General features: G+C 46.7%; 12 protein-coding genes and 1 tRNA gene. 6 read left to right on the forward strand and 7 right to left on the reverse strand.

Annotated elements, in window-relative coordinates:
* Positions 1-24: 24 nt before the first annotated feature.
* From ACGHTT_RS06770 to ACGHTT_RS06795, 6 genes are all read left to right on the forward strand, one after another.
* On the forward strand, positions 25-219 hold the full coding sequence (locus ACGHTT_RS06770) for a Trm112 family protein (RefSeq protein ID WP_390594309.1): 195 nt from the start codon (positions 25-27) through the stop codon (positions 217-219).
* 30 nt (positions 220-249) lie between these two features.
* On the forward strand, positions 250-600 hold the full coding sequence (locus ACGHTT_RS06775) for a histidine triad nucleotide-binding protein (protein WP_390594310.1): 351 nt from the start codon (positions 250-252) through the stop codon (positions 598-600).
* 57 nt (positions 601-657) lie between these two features.
* A complete protein-coding gene (alaS, locus tag ACGHTT_RS06780; protein ID WP_390594311.1) occupies positions 658-3,285 on the forward strand; it encodes an alanine--tRNA ligase in 2,628 nt (875 codons plus the stop codon).
* 142 nt (positions 3,286-3,427) lie between these two features.
* Positions 3,428-4,666, forward strand: coding sequence for an aspartate kinase (locus ACGHTT_RS06785; protein ID WP_390594312.1), 1,239 nt, complete (start codon positions 3,428-3,430; stop codon positions 4,664-4,666).
* Between the two features lie 222 nt (positions 4,667-4,888).
* A complete protein-coding gene (csrA, locus tag ACGHTT_RS06790) occupies positions 4,889-5,071 on the forward strand; it encodes a carbon storage regulator CsrA (protein ID WP_253360927.1) in 183 nt (60 codons plus the stop codon).
* A gap of 146 nt (positions 5,072-5,217) precedes the next feature.
* Positions 5,218-5,308: transfer RNA gene (locus ACGHTT_RS06795), tRNA-Ser, on the forward strand.
* Positions 5,309-5,342: 34 nt separating this feature from the next.
* On the opposite strand, the gene ACGHTT_RS06800 is transcribed toward ACGHTT_RS06795, so the two are convergent.
* The 7 genes from ACGHTT_RS06800 to ACGHTT_RS06830 all read right to left on the reverse strand — a co-directional run bounded on the left by ACGHTT_RS06800 (position 5,343) and on the right by ACGHTT_RS06830 (position 12,885).
* On the reverse strand, positions 5,343-5,762 hold the full coding sequence (locus ACGHTT_RS06800) for an HNH endonuclease (RefSeq protein WP_390594314.1): 420 nt from the start codon (positions 5,760-5,762) through the stop codon (positions 5,343-5,345).
* A gap of 276 nt (positions 5,763-6,038) precedes the next feature.
* A complete protein-coding gene (locus ACGHTT_RS06805) occupies positions 6,039-7,250 on the reverse strand; it encodes a hypothetical protein (protein WP_390594315.1) in 1,212 nt (403 codons plus the stop codon).
* A 956-nt stretch (positions 7,251-8,206) separates the two neighbouring features.
* Complete coding sequence (locus tag ACGHTT_RS06810) at positions 8,207-8,392, reverse strand: carbon storage regulator (protein ID WP_390594317.1); 186 nt, start codon at positions 8,390-8,392, stop codon at positions 8,207-8,209.
* 30 nt (positions 8,393-8,422) lie between these two features.
* Complete coding sequence (locus ACGHTT_RS06815) at positions 8,423-8,914, reverse strand: hypothetical protein (RefSeq protein WP_390594318.1); 492 nt, start codon at positions 8,912-8,914, stop codon at positions 8,423-8,425.
* A complete protein-coding gene (locus tag ACGHTT_RS06820; protein ID WP_390594321.1) occupies positions 8,907-9,647 on the reverse strand; it encodes an AHH domain-containing protein in 741 nt (246 codons plus the stop codon). The genes ACGHTT_RS06815 and ACGHTT_RS06820 overlap by 8 nt, the downstream gene beginning before the upstream one ends.
* A gap of 232 nt (positions 9,648-9,879) precedes the next feature.
* Positions 9,880-10,428, reverse strand: a complete 549-nt coding sequence (locus tag ACGHTT_RS06825; protein ID WP_390594323.1) for a recombinase family protein — start codon at positions 10,426-10,428, stop codon at positions 9,880-9,882.
* A 522-nt stretch (positions 10,429-10,950) separates the two neighbouring features.
* Complete coding sequence (locus ACGHTT_RS06830; RefSeq protein ID WP_390594324.1) at positions 10,951-12,885, reverse strand: ATP-binding protein; 1,935 nt, start codon at positions 12,883-12,885, stop codon at positions 10,951-10,953.
* Positions 12,886-12,945 lie beyond the last annotated feature (60 nt).

The following is a 12,945-nucleotide window of genomic DNA, read 5'->3' on the forward strand; positions in this document are numbered from 1 at the left end:
TTTGCACCGGCCTTGGTAGTGGATATGATTGATCAAAAATTGCTCAGCATTCTTGTATGCCCAGTGAGTAAAGCGCCTTTAGAGTACAGCGCTGAAAAGCAAGAGCTCATCTGCTGGGCGAGCGGATTAGCTTACCCTGTGCGCGATGGTATTCCCGTGATGTTGGAATCTGAAGCTCGTGCGCTCAGTGATGATGAAAAAGCTGATCGCGCTAACTAACCCAAGGTTTCGTTTAAGGATGAGTGAATCATGAGTGGCGAGACTATTTTTAGTAAAATTATCCGCGGGGATATTCCCACTGAGTTTGTCTACGAAGATGAGCTGTGCGTATGCATCGCCGATATCAATCCCCAGGCGCCGGTACATTTATTGGTGATTCCACGCAAACCAATCCCGCGTTTAGTGGACGCCAGCCCAGAAGATAAGGAATTGTTGGGGCACTTAATGATTAAGGCGGGCGACATTGCCAGAGCGGCTGGCTGCGGTGATGCCTTCCGCTTGATCGTTAATAATGGCGAACAGGCTGGGCAAACGGTCTTTCATTTGCATTTGCATATTTTGGGTAATAAGGCCTACACCGAAGCGGGTTTAGGTTTTTAATACCCTTTCGAATTAAATTAGCGCATTGCGCTCACGCAATAACATTGGAACTAGATTATGAAAAGCGCCGATATTCGCGCAGCCTTTTTAGATTTTTTTAAATCGAAAGGGCACAGCATTGTGCCATCAAGCTCACTGATTCCCGGTAATGATCCTACGCTGCTCTTTACCAATGCTGGGATGGTGCAATTTAAAGATGTCTTTTTGGGCGACGATAAACGTCCCTATACGCGCGCCGTGAGTTCGCAGCGCTGTGTGCGCGCCGGTGGTAAGCATAATGATTTAGAAAACGTTGGTTATACAGCGCGGCACCATACTTTTTTTGAAATGCTGGGTAACTTTAGTTTTGGTGATTATTTTAAACGCGAAGCTATTTTTTACGCTTGGGAATTTCTCACCAGTGCCGAGTGTTTGAATATTCCGGCGGAAAAATTGTGGGTAACTGTCTATGCCGACGACAGCGAAGCTTACGATATATGGGCTAAGGAAGTTGGCGTACCAACCGAGCGTATTATCCGTATCGGCGATAACAAAGGCGGAAAATACAATTCCGATAATTTCTGGGCCATGGGTGACACAGGCCCTTGCGGCCCCTGCTCAGAAATTTTCTATGATCACGGTGAAGAGGTTGCCGGTGGCCCACCGGGTAGCCCAGAGGAAGACGGCGACAGATACATCGAAATCTGGAACAACGTTTTCATGCAGTTTAACCGCAGTGCCGATGGCACCATGAATCCCTTGCCCAAACCGTCTGTGGATACCGGCATGGGCTTGGAGCGTATTTCTGCGGTGATGCAACACGTACATTCGAATTATGAAATCGATTTATTTCAAAATTTGCTCAAAGCCGCGGCGAAAGAAACTAATACCACTGATATTACCCATCAGTCGCTACGGGTGATTGCCGACCATATTCGCTCCTGCGCGTTTTTGGTGATCGACGGCGTTGTACCGTCCAATGAAGGTCGCGGTTATGTTTTGCGTCGCATTATGCGCCGAGCGATTCGCCATGGTCACAAGCTCGGTCAAACGCAGGCGTTTTTCCATAAACTTGTCGCCGCCTTGGCTGATGAAATGGGCGATGCCTACCCAGAATTACGCGAGAAGCAAGCCCATATCACCAAGGTGCTGTTGGCCGAAGAAGAACAGTTTGCTAAAACCTTGGACAAAGGTTTGACCGTGCTGGAAGGCGCTTTGGCTGATGTAAAAGGCAAAATAATAGACGGTGCGACTGTCTTCTCGCTTTACGATACCTACGGTTTTCCGGTGGATTTAACCGCAGACATCGCACGTGAGCGCGGTTTGCAGCTCGATATGGCTGGCTATGAAAAGGCTATGGACGAGCAGCGCAAGCGCGCCCGCGCGGCCGGTAGCTTTAAAGTGGATTACAGCGATACCCTGAAATTAGAAGGGCAAACCGAATTCGACGGTTATAAAACCCTGCAAACTAACAGTAAAGTTCTCGCCCTGTTGAAGGATGGTAAATCCGTTCAGTCTTTAGCGGCGGGCGATCAGGGTGTTGTGGTGTTGGATCAAACCGCCTTCTATGCGGAGTCGGGTGGTCAAGCTGGCGATACCGGCTATTTACTCGCCGGTGACACGAAGTTTGAAGTACAAGATTGCAACAAGCAGGGCGCCCATCATTTGCATGTGGGGCAGTTGTTGTCTGGAACCATTGCTGTTGGTGATGCTTTGATCGGCGACGTGGATGCGAGTGTACGTCAGCAAACTGCATTGAACCACTCGGCAACCCATTTATTGCATGCGGCCTTGCGCAAGGTCTTGGGTGAGCATGTGACGCAAAAAGGCTCTTTGGTCAATGCTGAGCGCCTGCGTTTTGATTTCTCTAATCCAGAACCTGTTAAAGCCGAAGACTTACGCGCTATTGAACAGATGGTGAACGCTGAAATTCGTCAGAACTCGCCGGTTGAAACGGAAGTTTGTGATATGGAAACCGCCAAGACGAAGGGTGCTATGGCGCTGTTTGGTGAGAAATACGGCGATTCCGTTCGCGTCTTAACCATGGGCTCAGGTTTTTCGGTGGAATTGTGCGGCGGCACCCATGTGCAGCGAACCGGCGATATTGGTTTGTTCAGAATTATATCCGAGGCCGGTATCGCCTCGGGCGTTCGGCGTATCGACGCGGTAACGGGCGCGGCGGCGCTTCAGCAGGTAGAGCAACAGGCGGACGCGTTACATCAGTTATCCAGCACCCTGAAAACCAGCCCCGACCAATTGCTAGAAAAAGCCGAACAGCTAGTCATTGGCCAAAAAACCTTGGAAAAGGAGCTGGCGGCGCTGAAATCAAAGCTAGCGTCTTTGGCTAGCGGTGATTTGGTCAGTCAGGCCGTTGACATTGCCGGCGCTAAAGTCTTGGCTGTCAGCCTCGACGGTGTCGACAGCAAATCACTGCGCGATATGGCTGACCAGCTTAGAAATAAACTTGGCACGGCGGTGGTCTTAGTGGCTGCTGTTGAAGGCGATAAGGTTGCCTTGGTGGCCAGTGTGACCAAAGATTTGGTGGCCAAAGTGAAGGCGGGTGAGTTAATGCAGTTTGCTAGCGCCGCTTTAGGTGGCAAAGGCGGCGGTCGCCCTGATATGGCTCAAGGTGGTGGTTCCGATATTGCCGCCTTGCCAGCGATGCTAGCGTCCGTGCCGGATTGGGTCTCAACAAAGTTAAGTTAAGCCTCTCGGCGCCATAAATTATTGTTTTTGGTGTAATTGCGCGATTTTTTCTTAACTTTGGTGTTTTTTTATGATTAAGTTGCGCCTCCCTGAATTTAGGGCAACTTAACCATTTCATTTATAGACAGAGGAAGGCTTTTTCATGAGCCTGTTGGTACAGAAATACGGTGGAACCTCGGTGGGTTCCGTAGAGCGTATAGAAGCAGTAGCCGAAAAAGTCGGTAAGTTTCGCGATCAAGGCCACGATATGGTCATTGTCGTATCAGCCATGAGTGGTGAAACGAATCGGTTAATAGATTTGGCAAAGAATATTCAAGCCACGCCTGACCCGAGGGAAATGGATGTATTGGTGTCTACGGGCGAGCAGGTAACGATTGCGTTGTTATGCATGGCGCTGAAAAAGCGCGGCTACGACGCGCGCTCTTACACCGGCGGCCAAGTGCGCATTATTACCGATGACTCCTTTAATAAGGCGCGCATTCAACAAATCGACGATGAAAATATTCGGGCAGATTTAAAAGCGGGTCGCGTTGTCGTTGTCGCCGGCTTCCAGGGCGTCGATGAAAAAGGCAACATTACCACCCTAGGTCGTGGCGGTTCTGATACCACCGGTGTGGCGTTGGCGGCGGCGTTGAAGGCCGATGAATGTCAGATTTATACCGATGTCGATGGCGTCTACACCACAGACCCTCGCGTGGTATCCAGTGCACGCCGCTTAGATCGCATTACGTTCGAAGAAATGCTTGAAATGGCGAGCCTTGGCTCAAAAGTTTTACAAATTCGCTCAGTGGAGTTTGCCGGTAAGTACAACGTGCCATTACGTGTATTACACAGCTTTCAAGACGGCCCTGGCACATTGATCACCCTCGATGAGGAAATTAACACCATGGAACAACCCATAGTCTCTGGTATTGCATTTAACCGCGACGAAGCCAAAGTCACCCTAGCCGGTGTGCCCGATCTACCCGGTGTGGCCGCCCGTATTTTGGCACCGGTTGGCGAGGCCAACATAGAAGTCGATGTCATCGTACAAAATATATCCTCTGCCAACACAACGGACTTAACCTTTACCGTCCATAAAAACGACATGGAAAAAGCCCGTGCCGTGCTTGAGCAGGTCGCTAAGGATGTTGGCGCGCGCGAAGTGTTGTGTGATGGCAACGTTGCTAAAGTCTCCCTTGTCGGTGTAGGTATGCGCTCCCATGCCGGTGTAGCGGCAACCATGTTCAAGGCGTTAGCGGAAGACAATATTAATATTCAGATGATTACCACGTCAGAAATTAAGATTTCAGTGATTATTGATGAAAAATACTTGGAATTAGCCGTGCGCGGATTGCACGCAGCCTTTAATATGCACCTAGAGCCACAACAAACAAAATAAGTGGTAAATAGAGCTTGGGGGTTGGGGCTTACTAAACGTCTTACCCCCTTATTCGGCAGACATTGGTAGAGTTGTTTTCTTTTTTGCAATTCTAGGCTTTACTTAAGCGGTAACTCGCTGGGGTAACTCCGGGCATTTAAGGAAGAAGGTTAGCGATAACCAGCAACGGCCTCCACCACTGTGGTACCGTTGTACAACAGGATGATTTTAAGGAGAATCGTGATGTTGATATTGACACGTCGCATAGGTGAAACGCTTATGGTAGGCGACGAAGTAACAGTCACAGTACTTGGCGTAAAGGGTAACCAAGTACGCATTGGCGTAAATGCGCCAAAAGAAGTGGCCGTGCACCGCGAAGAAATCTACCAGCGTATCCAGCGAGAAAAGCAGGATAACGACGAGTAAGCAAGCTCGCGTAATGTTTCTCAAATGGCGACTTTCGGGTCGCCATTTGCGTTTTTACTGCATGAAAATTGAGCAGTTAAAAACCTAAGAAAAAATCACATAAGCCTTTGATTTATTAATAGATGTGGTATTATGCCGCCCTTGTTGGAGAGGTGGCCGAGTGGCCGAAGGCGCGCCCCTGCTAAGGGCGTATACCCTAATCCGGTATCGGGGGTTCGAATCCCCCCCTCTCCGCCATTATTAAAAAATCCTTATGTGACAATGACTTACGTCACTTAAGAATTTGAAATGTTGACACATTTGTTGACACACAGAAAGAGGCCTCAGAGTCTCTTTTTTTGTACCTGTAATTTGGGCTTAACTTCGAGACCAAACACAGGTTACACCAGCGTAAGTCCTGCTTATTACCTGAAACAAATCCGATTGCTCGAGCTGGGTAGCTGCCAGTCATCAAGCACCAGATGATCCTTTTGGGGTGGGCTGAGTACTTATCGTTAACTCTGAGTGCTTTCTCAGTGTTGTCTTTGTAGGTTTGGTTTTCTATCTCTCGGCCTGAATATTTTTCATTAAAGTCTAGTTGATCAAATAATGATCTAAAGTGTTTGCGTGGTCGTTCTTTCCATCTTAGTGTTCCTGCGTCTGGGCGATAGGTAAAGCATTCCTGAAGATAGGCTTGGGTCAGTGGTTGCATAGTTTGAATAGCTTGATTGGAGTGGTTGGGCGAGCGTAGGGGGGCGACGATGATGTTGAGGATTGTCTTTTTAGATTTTGCCTCTATAGCTCAAGCTGGATTGAGTCATCGGTACGGGGGTGTGTGGTCATTTTGCCGGAGGCGAATGCCTCTCTATAAAACGCAGTGGGGCGCTGCAGGTAATTATTGAGCTTATCTCAGCTCGTTAAACTACAAATTAAGTGTTGGTATGGTGGGAGCCTTCACTCGAAAATCCGGCTCCGCTAGTTTTGCCTGTTAATAAGAAAATACTGTCTCCTCAGTGGGTAGAAGGTTTGATGGACTATTTTGAGTGTTTAGTGCCTCATTGAGCAAATTTAAAAAGTTCTGGACTACTTTGATGTCCTCACGCACACCAGCCGTACACGTTGCAACCTTGATCAGTTGATTAAGGTCGTACTTTCCAGTCTCGACGTCGGGACATTTGGACGCAAAAGCACCAAACGCAGTGATCACGTCAGACGCTAAGTCAGCCTTAGTTTTCTTCGGTGCCTTACTTGTCTTGTTCATGTGCCGTGCGATTGTCGCGAAGCCTCTCTGGTTCATTTCTTCAACTTTCTCCAAGGCCGCATCCATCTCAGCCTTCGTTAGTGGTTTTCCTGGGGTGTAGATGGGAGTAGATTTAGTCTCGCTTACGGGACTTTCGGACGTAGCTGTGCCGTCTTCAGTATCAAAGGGCGCCTCATCTTCTTCGTACTTGGCGCTGTCAAAGAGTTGGCTTGAGGTGACGGGGTGGGGAATTTCGGAACTGTTCCGTTTTTCCCCAAGCTTCTTGATCGTGTTACTGACACTTTTATGGTCGACACCGACTTCACTACCTACCTTACGCTGACTCTCACCACCGAGCGTCCTCACTTCGATCTCAGCGTCGCGCATAGTCTGCAAGTGATCACGCAGTTCGGTTGTGTGTGTACGTACGTGACGTTGTGTACAGCCGACCCACTTAGCGATGGCTGCACAATCGAGTTCATATTTGCTTTTGAAGGCAATCTCTTTGGCTGATTCCATATTGATCAACGCACCGATGGCAGCGATGATGTCCTCTGTGCTCGCGCTTTTGCCATTCTTTAAGTTAGCGAAGTGGGCGTATAGCCTTGCTTCATCTTTAGATAGGCCATGAAAAACACGGGCTTCGGTTGTAACAAACAACAGATCCTTATAAGCAGCGCTGCGGTGAAAGCCATCAACCAAGTAAAGTTCCTGACCACCTTCTTCATTAACACAGAACACATCGATTGGCGGGAATACTGCGCCAGCTTCAAGCGCGGCTGAGTACTCATCGACAACGTCATCGTCTGTGCCTCTAACGCGGGTTTGCATTGTAAGGTTCAGGTCGTCCAGTGCGATGACCTCCTTAGTAGCAAAGGATTCCCATAGCTGGGTCAGTTGGATGCGGTTGTCTACGGTTTTAAAAATGTTTGTCATTGTGTTCTTGTTAAGTGAATTCATAAATTTGCTTCTGTTCTTCTGCGTTGAATTGTATAGGTTCAATAGTTATCGCTCTAGTTCGCCCTACTTAGTAATCTGGAAGCTGGCGATCAGGTGATTTAGGGCAAATGATCTAGACACGCTCGAGTGACCACTTTCGTCAGAGAGGCGCTCACGGTACCTGTCTAACTTTATGACAGAGAGTGAGGTGAGTTTGACGTGTATAGGGACTAGCTGTTGACCACGGGAATAGGCCTTAGGTTTTGTATTCATGTCTTATACCTGTTGGGTACTACATTAAGAAAATAATCCCTCCCATAAGTCACTGAACGTAACGGGAGGGTAAGAGCCGAGAGCCAACTTATGCATGACATTTATTGGTTCTTCTATAGGTCGTATTAACTCGGCGATGACTACAGCTCGACTCAATTTGGATGAAGAGCAGAGCAGCTAGTAGGTCGCTAGGTCTTTTAGATGGTGTTGAGTGGATAGGGATGGAGGGGCTTGGTCGACTAGGGGTAGGTTGTACCTAGCTATTGTTATGACAAGGTAAAGGAGGATCTAAGTAGCTTAGGGAGCGCTCAGTACACTAGAGATTGTGTGGTTCTCAATTCTACTGGTATATGGAGTAGGTAGTGCTCAGTTAAGCTTAGGTTGGACGCGGAGCTGTCTATAGCTCTGACTCAATCACCTTCATCTAATTAAGACAGGTAGGATGATGATCCTAGGCACTAGTGAGGCTATTAGTAGACGCTAAGTTGACTACAGATCTACTCAATCATTGTCGTTAATGATGATAAGTAAGATGAGAGCTTAGGTCGGCTCTAGGTAGGCCCTAGTAGTAGGCACTAGGTTAGCTCTAGGTAGGCCCTAGTAGTAGGCACTAGGTTGGTTCTAGGTACACAGTAACCACCTACGTTTAAGTCTAGGTATACACTAAGTGTTTTCTTGGGGTTTTTCCCACCCTATAGGTCGTATTAATTATTTGTATGCTTTTTGTACAGGCAGGGGGTGTCTTCAATAAGCTCTTTTCGAACAATGACAACTTCACGCGGTGCCGCAATGCCAAGCTTTGCTTCGGCTCGGTCGATTTGGCAGACCTTGACTTCTATGTCATCGCCGATGTGTAGTGTCTCACTTAGTTTTACATCTATTACGACCATTCTGATCCTCCTTGATCTTGACGGGCAGTTTTAGGCTAGGGTGGTCAGATCCTTTGTAAAGTAGATTCCGCTTAGTGAGGAATCCTCAACGGCTTTTTTAAACCTATCTGAACAATACAAATCTATACCCATACTTGGTGATGACTTGAAAATGTCAGTACTCTGAGCTTCCTCTAACGGTTTAGTTAGAAGACAGTTGAACAGATAGGCTTCAACCTCACCGGACGCTAAAGGCAATAGTTCGCCACAGTCGTTCAAAAAGGGTTCTAGTACTTCAGCCGCAGTTTTTGTTAGTAAAAGACATCCTGATCGCCAGACGGAAATGTCAGCAAGAGTGGTGGTGCCTTCATTTACAAATTTTGTCTGTTGGAGCGGCTTCCAGTGAGGAGCTAGAGCTAGGTCATGCTTTGCCAAGTTAAGTGCTTTTATTGGCGAAAGAATAGGCGCAAATAGATCCATGTAGGCATCCCAGTCCAAGCTCAGGCTTTGGAAGTTTTGTAAGTCCCCATGGATCTTATTCATCTATTCCGTTCCAATTTTTATCTGGGCGAGCAGTAACCTGTTTCGGCTGCGTCCCGTTTTTCAAGTGAGTTCTTAGGATCAGTAGATTGTCTCGCATCATTTGTGCTGAGTCCAAGTTCTGGGTATGTGTGTGAACCCATTTTTCATAATTATGAGTGTGGATTTCACTGTGGGCAGCGGCATTTTTGTAGGCCCAGTGTCCCTTGTCAGCCTTATGCATTGGCATCCACACGCCGTTATCGGGATCATTTATCCCAATGCCGTGAAAGTGTAGATCCACGCGAGATTCTGCAGCTAGCTGAGTTTTGCCTTTACCTTGTACTAAGTGATGTGCTGTAAATCTAGGGCTGGGCTGGGGGCGTCCTTCAGAGCGCATGAAGTTGGCTAGTCTATCGGTCGGGTGATGTTTTTCATTGGCGAGTTCTTTTTGTGCCTTCTGCATGTCATCCCATTCACCTTCAGTAGCGCCGCTTGCAGCTCTTCTGTATTCATCTAGCCGACACTGAACTTGAATCTGTGTAAATGTCTTGAGTCGTTCAAGGCGCAGATGAGCAAGAGCCATGGCCAGTTCTTTTTCACGCTTTGCAAGCTGTTCAGGGGTTTCGTTCTTGGGGATGACTTCGGCGCTATTGTAGTGCGCCTTGGCCTTAGTCTCGAATTCTGCGATAGCCCGCTCTAGTGGGGACTGTTCGTAGTAGTGGCTAGTAACCCGCCGTCCGTGGTCGTATTCCATTTGTTACATCTCCATTTATCTGTGCGGGATTTTATCTTCAAGACAGCTCTATGTGGAAAAAAATGGAGGTACGGGAGTGTCAATAATTGTCTCTATCAATGAGGGAGAAAACATCAGGTGTGAAGGCGCGTGTCGATCAATAAATGAACAGCGCTGAAAACAAAAGGGATACCAAGCGTTAACTTGGTGTCCCTATAGAAATCCTAACTGGAAGTTGCTCCTATAGGTCGTGTCAGGCTCTCTGTAGCCGCTTAACTGTGGCAATGCTGATGCCTAGGCTCTCTGCTGTATCTGCAATGCTGAGCGTCTCTCTTGCCTTCTTGACCACTGATGGTTCAACGCTACGACCTCTGCCGAGTGGAAGGCCTTGCGCCTTAGCTCTAGCTCGTCCTGCATTGGCTCTCTCCATCATCTTCCTGCGTTCCATCTCTGCCACCTTAGACAGGATGGTAACCAGTAGCTCGCCTGCGTCAGACGCTAGGTCAACGCCTAGCCTCGTGATGATGATGTTCACGCCTTTGTCTTTAAGCTTGGCTATGTTCTGTTGTACGTCGATGCTGTCACGTCCTAGCCGGTCAAGATCCACAGTGATAAGTGTGTCTCCACTCCTGACGAACGCCATCATCTCTGAGAAGCCTTTCCTGTCCTCACCCTTAACGGTGCCAGACACAGCCTCATCAGCGAAGGTGTGATCAATCTTGTAGGTCTTCTCCAGCTCGTGACGCTGGGTCTCTATGGTCTGGTCTTTGGTAGACACTCGGTAGTAGGCAATGACAGTCATGAGGTATCCCTTCTGCTTGGCTCATAAGATGGCTCATAATGTAGTGGTAGGCTCATAATTTGTCAATACGACTTGTGAGCCTAGTGTTGCCTATCGATTCAGGGTGGCTCAAAACTCTTACCTTGTGAGCTAGGGTAGAGGTAGCAGCAGGTAGAGGAGGGAGGTTAACCTCTCGTTTCTTTTGATGATGTTAACCGTTGTCAGGGCTGAATCGAGGGGGGGTACGGGGGGATTTATGCGCCGAGATTTATTAAAAAGGGCGCTCAGGTTTTTGTAAAATTTCTAATTCTTAGTTTGGGATTATTGGTCTGAATAAGCTATCAGTGTGAAACTTGACCTAAATTTATGAATGGGTATCCTATAACTGACTTTTTTACGGATCGCCAGATTACATACCGAGCCTCATTTTTTCGATCGCCGTCATATATTTTCAAGGTGGGCAGCAGAAGTTCTGAAAGGTAAGAGGTCGCCTATTGTAGGTGATTAAAATGAAGTCCAGTTCAAAGGCTTAATGTTGGTTTATTATCTTGTGGTATCCATCTCCAGCTTTTTTTGCTCTGGAGTGCCGAGCAACTCAGTCAATAGATTATCTTCTTCCAAGTTTTGATATCGAGTCTCGACTTTTTCCCTAAGGGAGAATAATCTTGTTTCTGCTGTTCTAACTAACTCACCGAAAGTTACTGCATGAACCTCTCCAAATTTTTGGTCTTTCGTCTTGCCAACCGATTGATATTTTCCAGTGTGGTCATTTATAAAGTCACCGACAACAAATGCCTTTATAAATGGCTGTGAAGAGCCCACGCCGGCATGCCAAATATCTTCCACATAGTATTTTGCTTGGTCCATCTCGGCCCTACCTATCTCCGAGCCACCTTTCTTTAGCTCGATAAGAAGCACCTTCTTAGTTTTTCTAATTTCACCATCAAATTCCTCTAATCCTAATGCGCTTACTGATGATTTAGCCCCAACTACTATATCTGGTCTTCGTCTTGAATTTATGAAATTTTCAGTGCTGTACTTTTTATCAAATACAATCTCCATAGTCTTTCTAAGTCCTCGATTACTTGAGTATTCTGGCGTGTCAAATTCCGGACCAAATACCCATCTGGCCTTTTCTAATAGTGGGTGCAGTGTATGTAGTTCGCTTGCAGTATGGTCGCTGCTTAGACGCTCAATAGCCTCGATAATCTTTATTCTGGAGTCTATCTCCGCCAGAATTGACATTGCGTCAGAGACGTTCCATTCCTCAAGAAAATTATTGAGGGCATCGGCATCATCAGGCGAAATGACGTTTAATTTATGAAGAAGTAATATTCCCGCACGTGATTTCTCGAGATTAATGGCGGCGCGAAACGCCAATTCTAAAAAATCAATTTTAATGTCGGGGTTCTCGCCTAATATTTGATCTATAAATCTATAGAGTTCTTTCTGGGCTAGTTTAGGTAGATTGTGAATATCCTGTTTGTTTTGATCGATGATTTGCCTTTTAGCGCTATCGATTTCGTTCTTGGAAAATTCTAAATAGCACGTTTTCACAAATGTGGATATCTCGCGTGTGATTAAGGATAAAGATGCAAAGTCAGGTTTAAATCTGGACCAATCGGCTTCAATATAATCGAATAGATCGTCGGACTGAACTATCAGGGTATATCTTTTAGCAAAAGAGCGCCTTGCATCTAGTACCTGTTCTCCGTTGATGGACCAAGATGGATTGCCTAATAACCGACCTCCTAGCCAAAAAGCTACTCCGTGCTGATGTGAGGTTCTTGACACAACGGAGGCGTCGACAAGCGTGAGTTTCAGCTTTATAGTTCCTACAGGGTTGATTTCTGCAGTTTTTACAATTCCTGGGTGCTCTGCGAGAGTAATCAGTTTCCCATTAATATAAACTTTGAATTCTGGGTTAAATAGAAATCGTGCGGAAATTATGTCGGTTAGCTCTTCTGTAGATATTAGATTTTTTTTTGCTAAAACTTTAACAATGGTTCCGTGGCCGACTTTGTCATTTTTTTGGTGGTTTAGTACTTTAATAGGCTGCGGGCCGTAGGTTAGACTTAATTGGTATTTATGTGAAGTTCCGTCGCGCCACGTTTCCACCTCATAGTCATCATTAAAGCATAGTCCGGCATGTCGTCCTACTCCATTTCTACCGAACGCTCGCCTTTTATTTTCAATTTTATTATCTTCTGGGATTGTGACGTATATGCCTTGATGCTTTCTCCTGTCGTACCTTAATTTTAACCATCTTGCGCTAAACTGTTTCTCAGTCATTCCTGAGCCGTTATCCTCTACAGTTAATAGACCGTCTTTTTCCTGTGGGTAAATTATCTTTACTTCTGATGCTCCCGCATCATGACCGTTCGCTATTAATTCGGTGATCGCTATATCTGCTTTAGAGGCTATAGCTCCAATTTCCCGAATCAAAAAATCCTCTTCGTAGGTAACTGAATAATCCATTTTAATCACCTGTTCCATAAGGTTATGTCTCTAGTGGTTCGACTTCTATATGTTTGTTAG

The organism is Simiduia litorea (assembly GCF_042853465.1).
In the GTDB taxonomy this organism is placed as follows: Bacteria; Pseudomonadota; Gammaproteobacteria; order Pseudomonadales; family Cellvibrionaceae; genus Simiduia; species Simiduia litorea.